General features: G+C 63.0%; 18 protein-coding genes. 8 read left to right on the top strand and 10 right to left on the bottom strand.

What is annotated here, in order from left to right; translation table 11 throughout:
* The first annotated feature begins 166 nt into the window (after positions 1 to 166).
* The 5 genes from SO139_RS11405 to SO139_RS11385 are packed head-to-tail and all read left to right on the top strand — an operon-like array spanning position 167 to position 5,386.
* On the top strand, positions 167 to 1,042 hold the full coding sequence (locus SO139_RS11405; RefSeq protein WP_449377750.1) for a branched-chain amino acid ABC transporter permease: 876 nt from the start codon (positions 167 to 169) through the stop codon (positions 1,040 to 1,042).
* A complete protein-coding gene (locus tag SO139_RS11400) occupies positions 1,039 to 2,037 on the top strand; it encodes a branched-chain amino acid ABC transporter permease (RefSeq protein WP_449377751.1) in 999 nt (332 codons plus the stop codon). The genes SO139_RS11405 and SO139_RS11400 overlap by 4 nt, the downstream gene beginning before the upstream one ends.
* Complete coding sequence (locus SO139_RS11395; RefSeq protein ID WP_449377752.1) at positions 2,034 to 2,777, top strand: ABC transporter ATP-binding protein; 744 nt, start codon at positions 2,034 to 2,036, stop codon at positions 2,775 to 2,777. The genes SO139_RS11400 and SO139_RS11395 overlap by 4 nt, the downstream gene beginning before the upstream one ends.
* Before the next feature lie 3 nt (positions 2,778 to 2,780).
* A complete protein-coding gene (locus SO139_RS11390; RefSeq protein ID WP_449377753.1) occupies positions 2,781 to 3,518 on the top strand; it encodes an ABC transporter ATP-binding protein in 738 nt (245 codons plus the stop codon).
* Positions 3,515 to 5,386: a bifunctional sugar phosphate isomerase/epimerase/4-hydroxyphenylpyruvate dioxygenase family protein gene (locus SO139_RS11385; protein WP_449377754.1), complete on the top strand. Its 1,872-nt coding sequence runs from the start codon at positions 3,515 to 3,517 to the stop codon at positions 5,384 to 5,386. The genes SO139_RS11390 and SO139_RS11385 overlap by 4 nt, the downstream gene beginning before the upstream one ends.
* Before the next feature lie 54 nt (positions 5,387 to 5,440).
* On the opposite strand, the gene SO139_RS11380 is transcribed toward SO139_RS11385, so the two are convergent.
* A complete protein-coding gene (locus tag SO139_RS11380; RefSeq protein WP_449377755.1) occupies positions 5,441 to 5,719 on the bottom strand; it encodes a hypothetical protein in 279 nt (92 codons plus the stop codon).
* 392 nt (positions 5,720 to 6,111) lie between these two features.
* Positions 6,112 to 6,453, bottom strand: a complete 342-nt coding sequence (locus SO139_RS11375; protein ID WP_449377756.1) for a hypothetical protein — start codon at positions 6,451 to 6,453, stop codon at positions 6,112 to 6,114.
* A 392-nt stretch (positions 6,454 to 6,845) separates the two neighbouring features.
* Here SO139_RS11375 and SO139_RS11370 point away from each other — a divergent pair, with 392 nt between their 5' ends.
* Entirely contained in the window at positions 6,846 to 7,622 is a 777-nt protein-coding gene (locus SO139_RS11370) for a LuxR C-terminal-related transcriptional regulator (protein ID WP_449377757.1), read from the top strand.
* 17 nt (positions 7,623 to 7,639) lie between these two features.
* Here SO139_RS11370 and SO139_RS11365 read toward each other — a convergent pair whose 3' ends face one another.
* From SO139_RS11365 to SO139_RS11345, 5 genes are all read right to left on the bottom strand, one after another.
* A complete protein-coding gene (locus tag SO139_RS11365; RefSeq protein ID WP_449377758.1) occupies positions 7,640 to 9,061 on the bottom strand; it encodes an HlyD family type I secretion periplasmic adaptor subunit in 1,422 nt (473 codons plus the stop codon).
* Positions 9,058 to 10,845, bottom strand: a complete 1,788-nt coding sequence (locus SO139_RS11360; RefSeq protein ID WP_474800114.1) for a type I secretion system permease/ATPase — start codon at positions 10,843 to 10,845, stop codon at positions 9,058 to 9,060. The genes SO139_RS11365 and SO139_RS11360 overlap by 4 nt, the downstream gene beginning before the upstream one ends.
* A gap of 131 nt (positions 10,846 to 10,976) precedes the next feature.
* Positions 10,977 to 11,435: a hypothetical protein gene (locus SO139_RS11355; RefSeq protein WP_449377760.1), complete on the bottom strand. Its 459-nt coding sequence runs from the start codon at positions 11,433 to 11,435 to the stop codon at positions 10,977 to 10,979.
* Positions 11,436 to 11,694: 259 nt separating this feature from the next.
* Positions 11,695 to 12,996: a hypothetical protein gene (locus SO139_RS11350; protein WP_498540068.1), complete on the bottom strand. Its 1,302-nt coding sequence runs from the start codon at positions 12,994 to 12,996 to the stop codon at positions 11,695 to 11,697.
* 306 nt (positions 12,997 to 13,302) lie between these two features.
* Positions 13,303 to 14,475, bottom strand: coding sequence for an ABC transporter substrate-binding protein (locus tag SO139_RS11345; protein ID WP_449377762.1), 1,173 nt, complete (start codon positions 14,473 to 14,475; stop codon positions 13,303 to 13,305).
* 301 nt (positions 14,476 to 14,776) lie between these two features.
* Between SO139_RS11345 and SO139_RS11340 the strand changes: the two genes are divergently transcribed.
* Entirely contained in the window at positions 14,777 to 16,042 is a 1,266-nt protein-coding gene (locus SO139_RS11340) for an NAD(P)/FAD-dependent oxidoreductase (protein WP_449377763.1), read from the top strand.
* Between the two features lie 148 nt (positions 16,043 to 16,190).
* Here SO139_RS11340 and SO139_RS11335 read toward each other — a convergent pair whose 3' ends face one another.
* From SO139_RS11335 to SO139_RS11325, 3 genes are all read right to left on the bottom strand, one after another.
* Positions 16,191 to 17,414, bottom strand: a complete 1,224-nt coding sequence (locus SO139_RS11335) for an ABC transporter substrate-binding protein (RefSeq protein ID WP_498540067.1) — start codon at positions 17,412 to 17,414, stop codon at positions 16,191 to 16,193.
* A 158-nt stretch (positions 17,415 to 17,572) separates the two neighbouring features.
* Positions 17,573 to 17,896 carry a 2Fe-2S iron-sulfur cluster-binding protein gene (locus SO139_RS11330; RefSeq protein WP_449377765.1) on the bottom strand — a complete coding sequence of 108 codons (324 nt, stop codon included), beginning with the start codon at positions 17,894 to 17,896 and terminating at the stop codon, positions 17,573 to 17,575.
* 9 nt (positions 17,897 to 17,905) lie between these two features.
* On the bottom strand, positions 17,906 to 19,126 hold the full coding sequence (locus SO139_RS11325; protein ID WP_449377766.1) for a cytochrome P450: 1,221 nt from the start codon (positions 19,124 to 19,126) through the stop codon (positions 17,906 to 17,908).
* 77 nt (positions 19,127 to 19,203) lie between these two features.
* On the opposite strand from SO139_RS11325, the gene SO139_RS11320 reads away from it, so the two are divergent.
* Positions 19,204 to 19,698, top strand: a complete 495-nt coding sequence (locus tag SO139_RS11320; RefSeq protein ID WP_498540066.1) for a MarR family winged helix-turn-helix transcriptional regulator — start codon at positions 19,204 to 19,206, stop codon at positions 19,696 to 19,698.
* Positions 19,699 to 19,939: the final 241 nt, after the last annotated feature.

Raw genomic sequence — 19,939 nt, 5'->3', positions numbered from 1 at the left:
CTCCCCGCTCTTCGCGGGAAGAGGGTTGGGGTGAGGGGCGGCTTCCGCGAATTATCACCGTATTTGCGGAGCGAGCCCTTCACCCGACCCTCTCAGCCCGAGCGATGCTCGTCGCGGCCCGTAAGAACGGTGAGAGGGAGAAGAGTGAGAGCGGGGAGAGGGGAAAATGTCCAATCTGTTCGATCTTCTGGTCGCGGGACTTGCAACAGGCGCCATCTATGCGCTGGTGGCGGTCGGCTTCACGCTGCTGTGGCAGACCTCGCAGACCATCAATTTCGCGCAGGGCGAGTTCGTGATGCTGCCGGCGTTTCTGATGCTGGCGGCGATGCATGTGGGGGCGCCGTTCTGGCTCGCCATCATCCTCGGCACCTTGCTCTCGATGATCCTGCTTGGCCTCGCCTTCAAGATGCTGCTGGTCGATCCGATGTTGCGCCATGGCGTGCTGCCGCTGGCGATCGCCACCATGGCGCTGGCAATCGGCATCAAGGAGGCCGTGAAGCAGTTCTTCAGCGCCGAAGCCTCGCCCTTCCCCTCGATCGTGCCGACTGGTGACGTCTCTGTCTTTGGACATGCGGTCTCGTTGCAAAGCATCGGCGTGCTCGTCGTCGCTATTCTCGCCGTGGTCGGCCTGACTGCGCTTCTGAACCGCACCTCGCTCGGCCACCAGATGCAGGCGGCGGCGCAGAACCCGACGGTGGCGCGCATCATCGGCGTACCGGTCGAGCGGATGATCCTCCTGACCTTCCTGATCAACGCCTTCCTGGTCGCGCTGGCTTCGCTCCTGATCACGCCGATCTATCTGGCGAAATTCTCCTCCGGCGAGGTGCTGGGCCAGGCTGCCTTCATCGCCGCGATCGTCGGCGGCTTCAACCAGGTGCGCGGCGCGATTGCGGGCGGCCTCCTGATCGGGGTGCTCGACAATCTCGCGGCTTCCTACGTCTCGACGCAATATCGCTCGGCAGTGCCGATGCTCGTTCTGATCATCGTCATCCTGTTCCGTCCCCAGGGCCTGCTCGGCCGCGCCGAGGAGCGTACGGTATGACCGGATTCGCCAAACCCCTGAAGATCGCGCTCGGCCTTATCGTCATCGCTGCGCTGATCGTCGTCCCCATGAACTTCAACCGCTACGGCCTGTTCATCCTGAGCCAGTGGGCCGTGATGACGATCGCCGCGATGGGGCTCAATCTCACGCTCGGCTATGCCGGCCAGGTCTCGCTGGCACAGGGCGCCTTCGTCGGCATCGGCGCGTACGCCGCGGCGATCATGACGACCCACGGCTGGCCGCTGCCGGCCGCGATCCTCGTCGCGATCGGCTTGAGCTTTGCGGTCGGCTGGGTGCTCGGCTACCCGGCGCTGCGCGTGCAGCACCACTACCTCGCCTTCGTCACGCTCGCCTTCTCCACCCTCGCCTTCCTGGTGTTCCGCAATGAGAGCTGGCTCACGGGCGGCATCTACGGCATCTCCAATATTCCGCGGCCACATATTTTCGGCATCGCGACCAACAAGCCGTTGCCGTTCTACTATGTCTGTCTCGGCTCGCTTGCCATCGTCTCGCTCGCCGTGTGGTGGCTGATTCGCTCGCCCTGGGGCCGCGCCTTCATCGCGCTGCGCGAGAATCCGCTGCGCGCGCAGTCGCTCGGCGTCGACACCCGCCGCTACACGTTGATGGCGTTCGCAATCGGCTCGGCGCTCGGCGGCGTCGCCGGCGCGCTCTATGCGCCGCTGACGCAATATATCGACCCGGTGCCGTTCAACCTGTCGCTCTCGCTGGATCTCCTGATGATGGTGATCGTCGGCGGCGCCGGCTTCTACCTCGGTCCCTTTCTCGGCGCGATGATCGCGGTGCTGCTGCCGGAATGGCTGCGCTTCACCGAGGGCTATTACCTGATGCTCTACGCGATCGCGGTGATGCTGCTGCTGATCTGGTCGCCGACCGGCATCTTGGGGATCCTCGATCGCTACATGGCGGCGCGGCGCACCAAGGCTGCGTCGGCGCTGCGGGCCGTCGCAAAATCCCGCCTGGAGACGGCGCAATGAGTGCGGTGCTCGAAGTCACGGACATCAAGAAGAACTTCGGCGGTATCAACGCGGTCGATGGCGTCAGCTTCGACGTCCGCGAAGGCGAGATCCTCGGCCTGATCGGGCCGAACGGCTGCGGCAAGTCGACGCTGTTCAACTGCATCCTCGGCCAGCTCATGCCGAGCAGTGGCGAGGTCAAGCTCGACGGCAGGACCGTCACGGGCCTGCGCCCCTCCGAGCTCAACAAGCTCGGGGTCAGCCGCACGTTCCAGCTCCTGCAAGTGTTTCCAAAACTCTCGGTGCGCGAGAACCTGATCCTTGCCGGGCAGGAGCACCAGGGCAACATGGCATCGCGCCTGGTCGGCCGCTCCGATGCCGGCCTGACCAACGCCGCCAACCAGATGATCGGCTTCTTCAAGCTCGACCATCTCGCCGCTGAACCTGCTGGCGGCCTCTCCTACGGCCAACAGAAGCTGCTCGATGCCGCGATGGCCTTCATGGGCGGGCCGCGCCTGGTGCTGCTCGATGAGCCCGCAGGCGGCGTCAACCCGACGATGCTGTCGGACCTGAAGGAGCGCCTGATCGCAATCAACCGCGAGAAGAACGCGACTTTCGTGGTGATCGAGCACAACATGGAATTCGTGATGTCGCTGTGCTCGCGCGTGATGGTGATGGCGGAAGGCAAGGTACTGGCGATGGGACGGCCCGACGAAGTCCGCAGGAACCCCGCCGTGATCGAAGCCTATTTGGGACACTAGACCATGAGCGATCCGATCCTCTCGGTTCACAATCTCGTCGGCGGCTACGGCAAGATGACGATCCTGAACGGCACGACGTTTTCTGTGCCGCCGGCCACCATCACCACGATCATCGGCCCCAACGGCGCCGGCAAATCCACCGTGTTCAAGGCGATCTTCGGCCTCTTGAAGCTGCGCGAGGGCAAGATCAGCTTCGCGAATCGCGACGTCACGAACTTGAGCCAGCGTACGCTGCTCAATGCCGGCATCTGCTACGTGCCGCAGGGCCGCAACATTTTTCCCGAGCTGTCGGTGCGCCACAATATCGAGCTCGGCGGCGTCGCGGCCGCAAAGGACGTCGATCTACACACGCGCATCGAGGCCGCGCTCGATCTGTTCCCGGCGCTACGGCGCAAGTCGGCGCAGCAGGCTTCCACGCTGTCGGGCGGCGAACAAAAGCAGCTCGAGATCGCGCGCTCGCTCCTGCTGGAGCCAAAGCTCGTGCTGATCGACGAACCCTCGATTGGCCTGTCGCCGCTGATGGTGCAGCAAACCTTCGATATCCTAAAATCCCTGCGCGATCGCGGCGTGACGATCCTGATGATCGAGCAGAACGCCCGCTCGGCGCTGGAGATCTCCGATTTCGGCATCGTGCTCGAGCTCGGGCAGACCCGCATGGTCGACAAGGCACAGAAAATTCTGAACGATCCGCGCATCGGACAATTGTTCCTCGGCGGCGCCATGGAGGAGACAGCAGTATGAACAAGCGCTCGATCGCAACGGTCTCCCTCTCAGGCACGCTGGACGAAAAGCTCCGCGCCATCGCATCGGCCGGCTTCGATGCCGTCGAGATTTTCGAGAACGACCTGTTGTCGTTCGGCGCGAGCCCGCGCGAGGTGGCGCGCCTCTGCAAGGACCTCAATCTCGAGATCTGCGCCTTCCAGCCGTTCCGCGACTTCGAGGGCATGCCGGAGCCGCAGCGCGCGCGCAACTTTGCCCGCGCCGAGCGCAAGTTCGATTTGATGCAGGAGCTCGGCACCGATCTCCTTCTGATCTGTAGCAATGTCTCGCCGGCTTCGCTTGGTGGCATCGACCGCGCCGCGGACGATTTCCGCGAGCTCGGCGATCGCGCGGCAAAGCGTTCTCTACGCGTCGGCTACGAGGCGCTGGCCTGGGGCCGTCACGTCAACGACTACCGCGATGCCTGGGAGATCGTGCGCCGTGCCGACCATCCCGCGATCGGCGTCATTCTCGACAGCTTTCACGCGCTGGCGCCGAGCTTCCCGACACGCGCGATGGCCTCGATCCCCGGCGACAAGATCTTTCTGGTGCAGCTTGCCGATGCGCCGAGGCTCGAGCTCGACATCCTCTCCTGGAGCCGCCACTTCCGTTCCTTCCCCGGCCAGGGCGACCTGCCGGTCGGCGAATTCATGGAGGCGATCGCGGCGACCGGTTACACAGGCCCGCTGTCGCTGGAGATCTTCAACGACCAGTTCCGCGCCGGCTCCGCTGCGCAGACGGCAACCGACGGCCTCCGCTCGCTGATCCTGTTGCAGGACCGGCTCGCGGCGAAATGGCCGAAGCTCGCCGACAAGCAACTCGCACCGAAGGCGAAGACCCGCGGCACCGGCTTCGTCGAGTTCGCCGTCAACGAGACCAAGGCGGCGGAGCTTGCCGGCCTGTTCTCGCAGCTCGGCTTCCGCAAGACCGGCAAGCACCGCAGCAAGGCGGTGGAGCGCTGGACGCAAGGCAAGGTCGAGCTCGTGATCAACTGCGAGACCGACGGCTTTGCGCATTCGCACTACGTCACGCACGGTCCCGGCGTCTGCGCCATCGCGCTCGACGTCGACGATTCCGGCCGCGCCATGGCGCGCGCGGAAGCCCTGAAGGCACGCACCTTTTATTCTCCGGTTGGTCCCGGCGAGCTGGAGATTCCGGCGATCCACGGCGTCGGCGGCAGCCTCCTATATTTTCTCGACCAGGCCGGCAAGAACTGGGACACCGATTTCGAGGCGGTCGCGAGCAATGCCGGCGCCGATCAGCTTCTCGCCGTCGACCACATCGCGCAGTCGATGCCGTATGACGAGATGCTGTCCTGGCTCTTGTTCTACACCGGCATCCTCGATCTGACCCGGCTGCCACAGATGGAGATCGCGGACCCCCGCGGCCTCGTGCAGAGCCAGGCGATCATCAATGGCGACCAGAGCCTGCGCTTCGTGCTCAACGGCTCCTCGGCCAACCGCACACTACCGGCGCGCTTCATCTCGGAGTTCTTTGGCTCCGGCGTGCAGCACATCGCCTTCTCCTGCCAGAATATCTTTGCGACGGTTGCCGCCATGCGCAAGCGTGGCGCGGAGTTTCTGGAAATCCCCGACAATTACTACGACGACATCGAAGCCAAATACGATCTCGCGCCCGAGGTGATGGCGCAGCTTCGCGAAAACCAGATCCTCTACGACCGCGAGGGCGACGGCGAGTTCTTCCAGGTCTACACCCACATTTTCGACGAGCGTTTCTTCTTCGAGATCGTCGAACGGCGCAACTACCAGGGCTTCGGCGCAGCGAATGCCGCCATCCGCCTCGCAGCGCAGGCGCGCGAGGTGCGCCCCGCGAGCATGCCGCGGATCTGAGTGGATGCAGCACGTTTGGTGCTGCATCTGATGGCGAAAGCAACCAAGCTCCGACTACGCACCGGGCTTTCGACGATCTCCAGCAGGCATGAGCGCGGCATCCCAATCTCGATTGGGCAAGTTTCCGAGCAAGTTCGAGAGTTCAACCGCGAGCGCACGAAGCCGTGCATTCTCCTCGAGGAGCCGCAGAACTTCATCTGACGGCGATTCATCGTCGTCGAACTCTTCCAGAAGCTGTGGCGACAAGAGTCCGAACGCATCACTGGACGCGGTATTGTCCGCAGTTGAAATGACTTCCTGTTTCTCGCTGGGCGGCAAATATTCGTTACTCATGGTAAATCCCCGGAACACACCCCCAAGCCGTGTTCGAAGGAATTCACTGATTCGCCGGCGGATTTGAGTCTGAAATCGGACCAGCGCAAGGTCTCGCGGGCCGCCGATTGGCTCAATCTTTGCGTAGTACCTTAGGTGGTTCACAACCTCTGATCAGAGAAACGCTTAATGGGGGCTTAATGCTTTTGCGCAACTAATGGGTCACCAGCGCGAAAGTACGTCTTAGTCATAAAATGCGAACCGAGCCCCGCCCCCGAGGAGGCGAATCGGATGGGACTGCTTTTCATTGGCGTGCTGGCCGGAATTTTGATCGGCTTTGGCTTCTTTGCCCCCTCCCAGGGTTACTTCCTGGGCTGCGGCGCGCAACCCTGTTTTGACCGAGTCGCAATGGCTCAGCCGGCGGCGGCGAGGCCTGCTGCCCTCGGGCCGGATCCCTTGATTGCAAAAGCAAGTCCTGCGACCGCGGCAAGATCGGACAAGAGAGCGCTGGAGAAACCATCCGAGAAGAAGCGCGGCAACATCAATGTGGCCAGGGCAGCGCCTCCGACGACACGGATCCACGTCTCGCCATCCAATTCGACCGCGGAAGCGTCTGAGTCCGTACTGAACAAGGCAAAAGTTTCGATCGCAGCAAAGATGGAGAATCCGAACTCTGCCGAATTCAGCGATATGAAGCGGGCCATCAGGAAGAATACGTTGGGGCGTTCCGTGGACACCATTTGCGGGCGCGTCAAAGGGACGAATGCGTCAGGCGAGGAGACTGGAGAGAGACCCTTTCTCTATCTCGTGAAGGAGAACGATGCTTACGTCGTCGACGGACCGGCAAGCTCGGCGGCGGCGATCGCTTATCGCAACATCTGTGACTCAAGCGTGAGGTGAAATCGAAAAGGTCGCGATGGTTTGCGCGCGACCGAAGACCGGAGCGCGATCGCGACATCAGGCGCGGCCGTGCGATGAATTGCGTGGAAAGAGTTTCCTGGCAACTGAACTGACAGTTGCCCCGGCTCAAGAATGCGTAGGCCGGGCCGCAAGATGGGATTGAAGCATCGGCTTACCGATGCGCAATGCGTTGCGGTCGCGGAATTGGTGAGGTGAGCTTACAGAGTACTTTACATTCGAGGACATTATGCACGATCAGGTTCATTCTGCTGAACGGCTCAAAGAATCCCTGCAATTGCCTGTCCTGGCGCTCATCGAGCCGCTTACGCTCACGCGCACCAGCATCCTGAGCATTCTCAGGCGCGAACTGGCGTCGCTAGAGATTGTCGACATGGCGACCACCCACGGACTGGATTGTGTGCCCACACAGGACGTTCGTCTGGTCGTGCTGAGCATTGGGGACAAGCCACCGGACGATCGCACCGTCGAGGACGATCTTGCCGTGATCGCGGAGTGCTGCCTGAACGCCTCCATCGCCCTCATCTCCAATCGCGATGACGAGGCCACCGCACTCGCCGCGCTGCAGCGGGGTGTGCGAGGCTTCTTCCCCACCTCCCTTCCCATCGAAGTCGCCGTTGCCGGTCTGCGCCTTGTTCTGGCCGGCGGGGTTTACAGGCCTCTGCCGGTCATCGAGTTGAGCAAGGCACCCGGCCTCGACCAGCCATATCCGCGCGCGCTTGCATCAACGTACTCGAATGGCGACAGGAGCACGACCGACAGGAATACGACCGATTTCACACCTCGCGAGCAGCAGGTGCTGACGGAGCTTGAGCTTGGTCTGCCCAACAAGCTGATTGCCGCCAAGCTGAACCTTTCCGAAAACACCGTCAAAATGCATATTCAGCACATCATGCGAAAATGCGCCGCCCGCAACCGCACCGAAGCGGTTCTCCGCTGGAGCGGTCGATTGTCGGCTCATGGCCGCGACACCGAGGCGAACGCGTCTTCGATTCCCGAAGCCTAGGTGCCACCCCGCGGCACTCAATCCTCGCGGAACGCACCATGGAAACTGTCAAGCAGGGGCCTTAGGGTGTAAAGCGCAACGGTGCTGCGCCCTGTCGTGATGAAAACCTGAACCGGCATTCCCGGGGTGATCTGGATATCGTTTGCGGCGATCTGTGCGTCGTCGACGCGAATCCTCGTCGCGTAGTATGGCTGGTCGGTGCGCTTGTCGAGGAGCCGGTCGGCCGACACATGCGTCACTGTCCCCTTCAGCCGCGGCACACGACGCTGATTGTACGGCAGGAGATGCACTTCCGCATTCAGGCCCGGATGAACCACATCGATGTCCTCGGGCCTCAGGCGCGCGGTGACAATCAGACGATCCTGCCGGGGCACCAGATCCAACAGTGGAGCACCCGCTCCGATCACGCCTCCCGGCGTATGAACCCGGAGGTCGGTTACTACGCCGTCCTCGGGCGCCTTGATCTCTGTTCGCGACAACTGATCCTGGGCCGCCGGCAGCCGCTCGCGCAACTGGAAAATCTGGTTCTGTGCTTCACGCAACGCTTGTGCGATCTCGTTTTGCCTGTCGCTCTCGAGCTTGATGAGGTTTGCCTGCGATTCACCGATCACTTGCCCGGCACGTGAGATCTGTGCCGCGATCTCGCCCCGACGCCCCTCAATGTCAGCCACTTCCCGTTGAAGGTTCAAAAGGCGCGGTCGCCGCTCGAGGCCCTTGCTGACGAGGGTGGCGACCATGTCGAGTTCTTCCCGGGCAATGTCGATTCGCTGCGCGACGGCAGCCTCCTGGGCCTTGAGGCCCTCGATTTCCTTCTCGACCTGCCCTCGCCTCTCTCGAAGGACCGTCACCTGCGATTGAAACACCTTCCGCCGCGACAAAAAGACGGTCTGCTGCGTCGACAGAATGGTGGCAGCGGCCAGATTCGCGTTGGCGGCCTGCTCCAGCGTCTCCGAAAACGAGAGCTTCTCATATCCCCGCTGCTCGGTTTCAAGCCGGGCTTCGCGTGCCATTGCATCCCACAGTTGGCCCTGAAGGCTTTGTACTTCGGCACGAGCCCTGGTGTCGTCCAGCGCGATCAGTACCTGACCGCTGCGCACGACGTCACCATCTGAAACCAGGATCTTCCCGATGATGCCGCCTTCCAGATGCTGGATCGTCTTGCGGCTCGATTCCGATTCCACGACGCCGGAAGCGATCGCCGCGCTTTCCAGCGGTGCCAGGCTCGACCACGTACCCAGCCCCAGCATGAAGCAGAGCACGAGCAGATTGCCTGCGAGCGTGACGCCGCGGAGCCGCGAGCGTGGCGAGATCGGTGTCGGAGCCGTGCACCACGGAAACTCAAGGGGCTCGTAATCGTCGATTGCGGTGATGCCGATTCCAACCCGCCGCCCGGCGGGTGGGGTGCTCGGCGGAACGCGCGTTTTTGGTTTCCAGATCATGGGCGAACCGGTTGTCCCGGCACCTTGGCGGTTGCGGGCGCGCTCTCGGTTGGCGCGACTTGCGATATCACCTGGGGCCTGCTCAGATGCCGTTCGAAGATGTCCTCGCTTTCGCCGAACGCGACGACCGCGCCGCCTTCCATGATGGCGATCTTGTCCGTGGCTCCGAGAATACCCATTCGGTGAGTCACAACGACCACCATGACATTGGCGATCTTCAGTTGCTCGATGGCGTCCAGCAGCATCCGCTCCCCGGCGTAGTCGAGGCTGGCGTTCGGCTCGTCGAGAACGACGAGGCGCGGGTTGCGGAAAAAGGCCCGAGCAAGACCGAGACGCTGGCGATATCCGCGAGAGAAGGCCACGCCCCCGCTGGGAACCACGGTCTGGTAAGCTTGCGGCAGTCGCATGATCGCGTCATGGATGCCGACGAGCTTGGCGGTCTCGACGATCTCGCGTGGATCGGCATCGTCAAGACGCGCGATGATCTCGTTTATCGTTTCGCCAAGGAGATTGATGTCTTGAGGGAGGTATCCGAGGTGGCGACCGCCTCGCCCCTCGCGGAGCAGCGATACGTCGGCATTGTCGAGCAGAACGCGGCCGTGCGTTGGAATCGTGAGACCGGCGATGACTTGGCCAAGCAGCGACTTGCCCGAGCCGGACGGACCGATGATGCCAAGGCATTCGCCGGGCGCGAGACTGAACGAGATGCCTTTCAACGGGAAGTGGTTGGACCCGGACAACCTCAGGCTGACGTTGTCGACGACGAGACCGGTCAGCGGCTGCCGGGACGGGAATTCTGTGTTCGCCCTCGCCGCCGGGGTTGCGGCGAGCACGGCATCGAGTCGCCGATAGGCTTTCATCGCCGCCGCGAATGATTTCCAGCTTGCAATCGCACCTTCGACCGGCGCGATGGCACGGCCAGACATCAGTGTCGCCACGAAAATGATCGCCGGGCTCTTGCCGTAGTCGAGCACGAGCCACGCTGCCGCTCCCATGATCACGACCTGCGACAGCGCACGTAACGGCTTTGTCGCAAACATGATGAGCGCGTGCCGCGAGAGCGCAACATCGTGCTCCCTGCGCGCTTCTTGTGCGTCGTTGTATATCAGGCGCGCTGTGCCATCCGCCATTCCCATTGCACGGATCAAGTGAATATTGCCGATTGCAGCTGCGAGCCGGCCGTAGCTCCTAGACAATGCGGCGCCGGACTTGACCGTAGCATCGTCCATGAGGAGATCGCCTGCAAGCGTGAGGCCGAACAGCAGAACCACGCTGCAGGCCCCGACCACCCCAAGCAACGGATGAACGAGAAAAAGGACACAGAGAAAGAGGGGTGTCCAAAGCGCATCGAACAGCAGCGGGCATGCGCTGGATTCGACGAACTGGCGAAGAACCGTGAGATCCCGATATGTGTCCGGCGACTGGGCCCAATCGCCTCGAAAGGCGGTTTCGAGGCACGCCGAAAGCACCGAAGGACGAAGCCTGTCTTCAACCCACGCGCCAAGGCGGCCCAATAGAACGCGGCGCAATGCGTCGAGCACTCCACCGACTACGACTGTGAGCGCAACGATGAGGGTGAGCATCAGAAGCGTGTCGCCGCTCCGGCTCGACAACACCCGATCGTAGATCTGAAGCAGGTAGATTGAGGGCGCAAATAGCAGCAGATTGTAGCTGCAGCTATAAGCGAACACGAGGCCAAGCGGGGCCATGCAGGCCCGAAGTGCCGCTTCCAGCGAAGTCCGGGCCGGTGGCAGAAGCGGTTTTCGGAGGGGCGGCATCAGCATTTTTCGTAACCGCCGGAGATTTGGTTTGGCCTCACGCCTGCCTTCCGCTCGGGCATGACGACGAAGCATTGGCTGCAAATCGGGGGCCGGCGGCACGCGCCGCCGGTCCCCGTCACGCGACGAGCTGCTGGTCAAAGCACGTCGAAGTGGAAGTGCACGTCTCCACCTTGTGCGGAATTGAGGCTTCCACCGTCACCGCCGATACCGGCCGCCACGTCCTGGTGCTGGTCTACCCAGAGCTTGTTGATCTGGGTGGCATCCGTATTCGCGTAGACCTTGGAGGTATCGTAGCCACTTTCCGAGCTCTGGCTTCCGTTCGACGTGGCGGTTCCGCCATGGGCCTTTGCAAACCATGAGGCGGTCCCGTTCGCGCCGCCGGCGTCCCAGTCTGCCGTTTGCTTGACGTGATCGCCGGTGTTGACGTGGACGTCGGCACCTTCCGCCTTGTTGGTCGGGTCGAAGGTGAGCGTCGGCTTGTTGATGATGGCTCCCTTGAAGGTGCCATCACCGCCGTTTCCGACGCTTTGACCGCCGGTGTCGATCGATTTGAATCCGATTGAATCCGAAATGTGGACCGCTTTGGGCATCATTTGAGCCTCCCTGCGTTTGTTGATTTACACGCATCATCCATCCCGATCAGATGGACACGCTCCGCAACTCTGATCCTCGCATGCTCGGCGACGATAGATGTCAAATCGGACACCATCCGGTTTGATGGGCCTACGCACGAAAGTATGACCCCCGTGATGACATCTTGACGTCGCAGGCATCAGGGTGTGCCCGAGTGCTTGCATACGCGGCGGGTCGACGGCCAGCCGCGTTGCAATCGGACGAGCGACGCAAGTTTCGCTACGCCATCAAGTGCAGATCTGACAGAAGATGCGTGGAGAGATCGCCACCCAGTGCGAGATTGCCATGGCCTCCATCGCCGCCCACTCCGGCGATCTGGACCGCGCTCTGGTCGATGTGCACATCGTTGGTCTGATCCGCCACTGCCGTCGAATGCGGGCCGGCGATCGCGATATTGATGGGAGCATAGATCGCGACGCTGACATCGATCAGGTTCCCCGAGGAATGCCCGCTCCCGCCATTGCCGGCGCCGTTGGCCCCGGTCGCAATCGCATCGGAGCCGCCCCACAGGCTCTGAGAGAGAAAGCCGCCACCCATCGCAACGTTTCCGTTGCCCCCATACCCGCCGATGCCGGCTATCTGAAGGGCGGACTGGTCCACATACACGCTATTGGTCTGGATCGCGTAAGCGCTGGAGTTGTAACCCGCGACCGCAATGTTGATCGGGTCATACAGCACGAAGGACGTATGAACGAGCTCTCCATGAAAAGAACCGTCTCCGCCATTGCCGGCCTGGTTGCTCGATCCCCAGGCAGGATCGAGCGTGATGACGCTGCCGGCGACGTTGCCGTTTCCGCCGCTCCCGCCAACACCTGCGATCTGAACGGCCGACTGATTGATGTCCACCGCATTTGACTGGCTTGCGTACGCTGTGCCGCCTGGGCCAGCCACCGCAACATTGACCGGATGGTAGATCACGATGGGAGCGTCGACCAAAGCGCCGGAGAAATAGCCGGCGCCGCCGTTGCCGACACCACTGCCGCTGCCTCCCGACGCGAAATTGCCGTTACCGCCATCTCCCCCGACACCCGCCATCTGAAAGGCGGATTGATCGACATTCACGTCGTTGGTTTGCTCGGCCAGGGCAACGGAGCCGTATCCGACGGACACCGAAATGTTGATCGGCTCATAGATCAGAAGCGAGGCATGAACGATGCCTCCATAAGAATAGCCATCTCCGCCATTACCGGCTGTGCTGCCTCCGCTTTGGATTGAGCCCCAGCCGAGCGATGGGTTGCCCGATCCAGATCCGAGTCCAGCGGATGGAGTGGCGTGGTGGCCACTATCGGGCTCGAAAGACACAGCATCGTGCCGGCTCATGATCCCGGTGGGAGAATGCGCCTCCTGGCCAGCGACCCACAGCCGGCTATGGGCGCCGGCTCCGTCGTCTCCGGACATCGGCATGGAGGAAGGCGCAGAGTCCCTCGATGTGGAAGCGAACCTGTCATAGCCATCATCGTCAACGGGATGGTGGTCGCGATGAAGCGGTACGATCGCGTCCGACGGGTACCGGAAATTCATGTCGCCTCCCTCGTCGCAACCGGACGGACCTCTCCCACGTCAAGGAGTGTCAGCCTGGGGAGGTCAAAAGCCGAGTCGTCAATTCGAGTGCAGCGATTCGAATGAGGACGTCAGATCGGCTACACCCATTTGGGAGCGGACAGCCGTCGCGGGAGCACTGAGTCTCTGCGAGCATGCCGTTAGATGTAACTCCTCACAGCTTGCGGCGAGAAGTCGCAATTCACACACCGTGGGAATTGCCGGCGAGGGGGCGCGGGCGAAGCTCGTCGCGCCCCCGTAAGAACGGAGAGAGGGAAAGGCGCGAGCTCACTTCATCGGGCACTTGTCGTGGAAGCGGTCCTGGTCGTCCTTGACGATGGTGGCGACCGTCTTCAGCGCGAGCTGGCCGTCGGCGTCCTTCACGACATCCTGGAGATAGAAGTTCTGGATCGGGATGTGGTTGTTGCCGTACTTGTAGGGGCCGCGCAGCGACTTGAAGTTGGCCTTTTCCATTTCGGCCTTCATCGCGTCCTTCTTGCTGGTGTCGCCCTTCACCGCCACGACCGCGCTGTTGATGAGCTGGGCCGCGTCATAGGCCTGCGCGCCGTAGTAGGTCGGGCGCAGGCTGGCGTACTTCTTGCGGTAGTCGGCGACGAAGCGTTTGTTCTCGTCGTTCGGGAGGTCGTTGACCCATTCCTGCGCACCGGGGACGCCCAGCGCATTGTCCTTCTGGAGCGGCAGCGAAAGCTCGTCGACGGTAAACGCCGTATAGAGCGGGATCTGGGTCTTCAGGCCCGCCTGCACATATTGATTGAGGAACTGCACGCCGGCGGCACCTGGATAGAACACGAAGATCGACTCGGCGCCCGAGGCGCGCGCCTTGGAGAGCTCGGCGGAGAAATCGAGCTGGCTCGGCCACACCGTATATTCCTCGCCCTTGATCTCGCCCTTGAAGGTGCTCTTGACGCCCGCGAGCATGTCCTTGCCCGCGGCGTAGTTCGGCCCGATCAGGAAGACGCTCTTGACGCCCTTCTGGTTCATGTACTGGCCCATCGCCTGCGGGGTCTGGTCGTTCTGCCAGGAGGTCGAGAAGACGTAAGGCGAGCACAATTCGCCGGCGAGCTGCGACGGGCCGGCATTGGCCGAGATCAGGAAGGTCTTCGAATCCACCGCCGTCTTGAGCGAGGCGAGCAGCACGTTGGACCAGATGTAGCCGACGATGAAATCGACCTTGTCGGACTGCACGAGCTTTTCGGTCTTCTGCTTGCCGACGTCGGGCTTCTGCTGGTCGTCCTCGTAGATCACCTCGACCGGCTTGCCGTCCATCTTGCGGCCGAGATGGTCGAGCGCGAGCTCGAAGGAGTTGCGCATGTCGTTGCCGATCACCGCGGTCGGGCCGCTGAAGGTGGAGACGAAGCCGATCTTGATGGTGTCGCCGGCCGATGCCGGGCTTGCCAGCGCGAGCGCAGCCGCACCCGCCAGCCAGAATGCCGTCCTCATACCCAGTCCCCTCCTCGTTCTCATTGCCCCGGACTGACGGATGGCCCGCTTCCGGATCGTTCTGTTAGGACGCAAAATCGTGAAAGCCGTCAATGGCTCAGCGCCCGCCTGCACCATAATTCGCCCCCATCCCCGATGGCAAGAACTATAGTTCTACTCACTTTGGCGAGGGCTGCGGCGCTTTTTCGCGGTCCCGTCGATACGCTGTCGCTATTCCTCAATTGATGACGGCTATTGGACCGCGACCCGATCTTCGCTCTTTAATGAGTGACGCACACCCAACGAATCGAGGGCAGCTTTCATGACTGCGAAACCCCACCGCGTCGTCATCGTCGGAGCCGGCTTCGGCGGGCTGGAGACGACCCACCGGCTCAGTGGCGCGGGCGTCGAGATCACGCTGATCGACCGCCGCAACCATCATCTGTTTCAGCCGCTGCTCTACCAGGTCGCGACCGCTTCGCTTGCGACCAGCGATATCGCCTGGCCGGTCCGCCACCTCATGCGGGCGCGGCGCGAAGTGACGACGCTGTTTGCGACCGTGAGCGGCGTTGATGCCGAGCGGCGCGCCGTGCTGCTCGATGACGGCAGCGAAGTTCCCTATGACACGCTGGTGCTCGCGACCGGCGTCCGCCACGCCTATTTCGGCCACGACGAATGGGAGCAGTGGGCGCCCGGCCTGAAGACGCTGGAGGATGCGACCACGCTGCGTCGTCACATCCTGCTCGCATTCGAGCGCGCCGAACGCGAGACCGATCCGGAGCGCCGCGCCGCGCGCCTCACCTTCGTCATCATCGGCGCTGGTCCGACCGGCGTCGAGCTCGCCGGCACCATCGCCGAGATGGCGCACCACACGCTGCCGGGCGATTTTCGCAACATCGACACGCGCAAGGCGCGCGTCGTGCTGATCGAGGCTGGACCGCGCGTGCTCGCCGGCTTTGCCGACGATCTCTCGGCCTATGCGCAGGCCTCGCTGGAGAAGATCGGCGTCGAGGTCGTCCTTGGCCAGCCCGTCACCGAGGTTGACCGCGATGGCGTGGTCTATGGCGGGCAGCGGCTCAATGCGAAGACCCGGATCTGGGCGGCCGGCGTGCGCGCCTCTCCCGCCGCCGAATGGCTGAATGCGCCGGCCGACCGCGCCGGCCGCGTCGAGGTTGCGGAAGATCTGACCGTGCCCGGCCATCCAGATGTCTTTGCCATCGGCGACACCGTCACCATTCCCGCGTGGGACGGCAAGCCGGTGCCCGGTATCGCGCCGGCGGCCAAGCAGCAGGGACGCTACGTTGCTGATCTCATCAAGGCACGGCTGCGCGGCGAGAAGCTCGGCCCGTTCCGCTACAAGCATGCCGGCAGCCTCGCGCAGATCGGCAAGCGCCTCGCGGTGATCGATTTCGGTCGGGTGAAGCTGCGCGGCGCGATCGCGTGGTGGATCTGGGGTATCGCCCACATCTACTTCCTGATCGGCCTGCGCCATCGCCTTGCGGTCGCGCTCACCTGGCTCTGGATCTACGTCCGCGACCAGCGCGCCGCGCGCCTGATCACGCAGGGCAGCAGCAAGGTGGTGGGGTAGACGGCTCTTCCCTTCTCCCCTTGGAGAAGGTGGCGCGAAGCGCCGGATGAGGGGTTGTTTCCGCACACTCAACTGCACGAGTTGCGTGCGCGGATAGCTCACCCGGCTTTGCTTCGCAAAGCGGGTGCAGCAGCGCTTGCGGCCACACTTACTTCACCAGCGCGCACCCACCCTCCGCCAATGGCCGAAACGCCTGGTCTGCGGGAATCGTCGAGACCAGCTTGTAATAATCGTACGGGTATTTCGACTCCTCCGGCTTCTTCACCTCGAACAGATACATCGGGTGCACGACGCGGCCATCCTGACGGATCGCGGTGTCGCCGAACAGCTTGTCCCTGCCGCTGAGTTTCTTCATCTCCGGCACGACGTCCTTTGCGTTGTCGCTGCCGGTGGCGGCGACCGCATTGAGATAAGCGAGCGTTGACGCATAGACGCCGGCCTGGTTGCCGCTCGGCATCTTGCCGTTCATGCCGGGCCGCGCCGCGAAGCGTTTTGCGAAGGCGCGGGTATCGTCGTTCATGTCCCAGTAAAAGGCTTCCATGAGCTGGAGGCCTTGTGCGACCTTCAGGCCCATGCCGTGGACATCGTTGATGAAGAGCAGGAAGGCGACGAGCTTCTGCCCGTTCTGCTGGATGCCAAACTCGGCGGCCTGCTTCACCGCGTTGATGGTGTCTCCGCCGGCATTGGCGAGCCCGATCACCTGCGCCTTCGAGCTCTGTGCCTGCAACAGGAAGGAGGCGAAATCGGCCGTGCCGAGCGGATGTTTCGAGGAACCGATTACCTTGCCGCCATGCGCCTCGATATATTTCTGCGCCTCCGCCTCGATACCCTTGCCGAGCGCGTAGTCCACCGTGAGGAAGTACCACTCCTTGCCGCCGTGCGAGATCATTGCCGCCGCGGTGGTGTTGCCGGTCGCCCAGGTGTCGTTGACCCATTGGATGGTATTGGGCGAGCAGGCCTTGCCGGTGAGGTCGGCGCTTGCGGTGGACGATGCGAGAAACGTCATGCGGCTGTCGCGCAGCAGCGTGTTGATGGAGAGACCGACCGCCGAATTCGGCACGTCGACGATCGCATCGACACCCTCGACGTCGAGCCATTTGCGCGCGATGGCCGCGCCGACGTCGGCCTTGTTCTGGTAGTCGGCATAGACGATCTCGACCTTGATGTTCTTGCCTCCACCGTTGAAATCTTCGGCCGCCATGCGCGCAGCCTCGACGGAGCCCATGCCGTTGGTGTCCTGGAAAATGCCGGAGATGTCGTTGAGCACGCCGATGCGCACGACGTTGTCGGATATTTCGGCGCTGGCTGTTCCGGCCATCAGGCTTGCCGCAAGTGCAAGCGTAAGTGCACGCGTCCACTTCAAGTTCTTCATCGTTCCCTCTCCTGTTGGCTTTTCGCTTCGCGGCACCGGTCGTTGCCGGCGGCGATCCGAACGCCAGACCTACCGCTTCAGACTCGCTTCAGACCTGCCGCTTGAGACCTGCCGCTTGAGACCTGCCGCTTGAGATCTGCCGCTTCAGACTTGCCGCTTCAGATCTGCCGCTCCGGCAGGCGCAGCACGAGCCCGTCGAGCTCGGGCGTGATCTTGATCTGACAGGACAATCTGCTGTTGGCCGTACGCTCGGCGGCGGCGCCGTCGAGCAGAGCGTCCTCGTCATCAGCCATCGCCGGCAAGCGCGCGAGCCAGCCATCGTCGACATAGACATGGCAGGTCGCACACATTGCGTTGCCGCCGCACTCGGCCAGAATGCCGTCGAGGCCGTGGCGGGTCGCGGCCTGCATGGCGCTCTCGTCATCGCTGACGTCAATACGTTCGCTCTTGCCGCCGGAGTGAATGAAGGTGATCGCAGGCATCAAGGATCCTCAGGCCGGAGTGACGGTGACTGGGAGGCTGTCGAGCCCGCGCAGCGTGTTGTTGAACCGGCGCTTCGGCTCGCCCGTGATCTCTATCTTCGCGATTCGTCGCGCCAGCGCCGACAACATCACCTCGCCCTCGAGGCGTGCGACGAGCTGGCCAACGCACATGTGAATGCCGGAGCCGAAACCGACATGGCCGGAGGTGCGGCGGGTGATGTCGTAGGTATCGGGCTTATCCCAGCGCCGCGGATCGCGATTGGCAGCACCAAGGAACATCAAAACCTTCTCGCCCTCGCCGATCCTGGTGCCGCCGAGTTCGACCTCGCGCGTGGTCGTTCGGAAGAAGGTCTGGACCGGGCTTTCGAAGCGCACGGCCTCCTCGAAGGCATTGCGCGCCAGCGTCGGATCATCGCGCAGGCGCTGCCATTGATCGGGAAAGCGTGCGAGGCAATAGACCGCGGCGCCGATGCCGTTGACGGTGGTATCGAGCCCCGCCGACAGCAGCGAGCGCACCAGGAGCGGCGCCTCGGTCGCGGTGATCTCGCCCTCGTCGACGCGGGCGTGGATGCAGGCGCCAAACCCGCCTGGCGCGAGGTTCTCACGCTGGCATTGCTCGGCGATATAGGCCTGATGTGGCGCCGACCGCTCGATTGCCTCTTGGCGCAGCTGGTTCGGTGGACCGAAGGCGTTGAACACCAGGCTCGCATAGGGGATGAGATGCTCACGGCCCTCCGGCCTCAAGCCCAGCGCATCGGGGAAGATCGAGAGCGGATAGGCTTCGGCGAGCTCGGCGATGGCATCGAAACTGCGCTTCTCCAGCAGCACATCGACCCGCTCCTCGGCCGCCGCAGCAAAACGGTCGCGCACCTGCTTCATCACCGTCGGCGACAGCACGCGCGAGAGCACGGTGCGGGTGCGCGTATGCGCGGGCGGATCGGCTTCCAGGATCAGGCTCGGCGGCCGCCACGGCTTCTCCTTCTTGAAGTCGCTGAGGCCCACGCCGCGGCTGGAGCAGAAGGTCGTGGGATCGTTCAACACCGCATGGACCTCGGCATAGCGCGCGACGCCGTAGACGTTCCATTTGTCGAGATAGACCACGGGACCGGCGTCGCGCAGCACGTCATGGGTGGGGAAGGGATCGGCGAAGAACCCGATCGCGAAGGGATCGACAACGAGATGCGGGATGGCGGGCGGGCCGCCGGTCGAAGCGGAGCTGGCTGCACTCATTTACATCCTCCCAATTTTGCGCTTGTGGAGCGCACGCGCATGTCCTTATTTCTGTCGCGCATGAACCGAGCCCCGAGATGACCGCGCCCTCGACCCGAAGCCATAAGACGCCCGCTGAAGCGGGGCCGACGCTCGACCTCGAGCGTTACGTTCCGGCCTTCATCACCTTCATCGCCACCAAGCTCTCGAACAGCGCCACCGCATTCTATCAGCGCGAGTTCGGCGTCAACGTCACGGAATGGCGGATCATGTCGCTGCTGGCGATCGAGCCGGGCATTCCGGCCTCGCGCATCTGCCACGTCATCGGCTTCGACAAGGGGCCGGTGAGCCGGACATTGGCCAGCCTGGACAAGCGCGGGCTGGTGGCGATCCGCAGCGATCCCAATGACGGGAGGACGCACTCGATCTCGCTCACCGCAAAAGGCCGCGCCACCCATGACAAGGTGATCGTCGCCGCCTTCGCGCGCGAGCGGCGGCTGCTCTCGTGCCTGTCCAAGAACGAGCAGGAGGTGCTGATCGATCTGCTGCGCCGGCTGCACGAGAATCTCGGCGCGGTCACCGGCGACACGTGAGGGCGCGCCCCGCGCGCGCGGCGTGTCGCGTTCACCTGGCATGCGCCGGCGATTGCCGGCGGCAGCATTCCTGCCGAACATGAATCCTCCCATTTGAGCGCAGCGGTTTCTCCGCCATCATCCTGCTTGCGAAGGACTCGCATAAATTAGTTGCTTAAGCAACAAAAATTTCAAAGTGCATTTTGAGACAGGAGCGTTGGCCTAGTGAAGATGTCCGATGTTCCGTGTCCCGGACGCGGCA

This window comes from Bradyrhizobium sp. UFLA05-89, from assembly GCF_059803475.1.
Note: the sequence above shows the minus strand (reverse complement) of the source record. Positions and strands in the feature narration are given on the sequence as shown.

What these genes read in the sequence shown, in the direction of transcription:
- SO139_RS11405 (WP_449377750.1), top strand. Translation starts at nt 167, where the DNA reads ATGTCCAATCTGTTCGATCTTCTGGTCGCGGGACTTGCAACAGGCGCC.
- SO139_RS11400 (WP_449377751.1), top strand. Translation starts at nt 1,039, where the DNA reads ATGACCGGATTCGCCAAACCCCTGAAGATCGCGCTCGGCCTTATCGTC.
- SO139_RS11395 (WP_449377752.1), top strand. Translation starts at nt 2,034, where the DNA reads ATGAGTGCGGTGCTCGAAGTCACGGACATCAAGAAGAACTTCGGCGGT.
- SO139_RS11390 (WP_449377753.1), top strand. Translation starts at nt 2,781, where the DNA reads ATGAGCGATCCGATCCTCTCGGTTCACAATCTCGTCGGCGGCTACGGC.
- SO139_RS11385 (WP_449377754.1), top strand. Translation starts at nt 3,515, where the DNA reads ATGAACAAGCGCTCGATCGCAACGGTCTCCCTCTCAGGCACGCTGGAC.
- SO139_RS11380 (WP_449377755.1), bottom strand. Translation starts at nt 5,719, where the DNA reads ATGAGTAACGAATATTTGCCGCCCAGCGAGAAACAGGAAGTCATTTCA.
- SO139_RS11370 (WP_449377757.1), top strand. Translation starts at nt 6,846, where the DNA reads ATGCACGATCAGGTTCATTCTGCTGAACGGCTCAAAGAATCCCTGCAA.
- SO139_RS11365 (WP_449377758.1), bottom strand. Translation starts at nt 9,061, where the DNA reads ATGATCTGGAAACCAAAAACGCGCGTTCCGCCGAGCACCCCACCCGCC.
- SO139_RS11360 (WP_474800114.1), bottom strand. Translation starts at nt 10,845, where the DNA reads ATGCTGATGCCGCCCCTCCGAAAACCGCTTCTGCCACCGGCCCGGACT.
- SO139_RS11355 (WP_449377760.1), bottom strand. Translation starts at nt 11,435, where the DNA reads ATGATGCCCAAAGCGGTCCACATTTCGGATTCAATCGGATTCAAATCG.
- SO139_RS11350 (WP_498540068.1), bottom strand. Translation starts at nt 12,996, where the DNA reads ATGAATTTCCGGTACCCGTCGGACGCGATCGTACCGCTTCATCGCGAC.
- SO139_RS11345 (WP_449377762.1), bottom strand. Translation starts at nt 14,475, where the DNA reads ATGAGGACGGCATTCTGGCTGGCGGGTGCGGCTGCGCTCGCGCTGGCA.
- SO139_RS11340 (WP_449377763.1), top strand. Translation starts at nt 14,777, where the DNA reads ATGACTGCGAAACCCCACCGCGTCGTCATCGTCGGAGCCGGCTTCGGC.
- SO139_RS11335 (WP_498540067.1), bottom strand. Translation starts at nt 17,414, where the DNA reads ATGAAGAACTTGAAGTGGACGCGTGCACTTACGCTTGCACTTGCGGCA.
- SO139_RS11330 (WP_449377765.1), bottom strand. Translation starts at nt 17,896, where the DNA reads ATGCCTGCGATCACCTTCATTCACTCCGGCGGCAAGAGCGAACGTATT.
- SO139_RS11325 (WP_449377766.1), bottom strand. Translation starts at nt 19,126, where the DNA reads ATGAGTGCAGCCAGCTCCGCTTCGACCGGCGGCCCGCCCGCCATCCCG.
- SO139_RS11320 (WP_498540066.1), top strand. Translation starts at nt 19,204, where the DNA reads ATGACCGCGCCCTCGACCCGAAGCCATAAGACGCCCGCTGAAGCGGGG.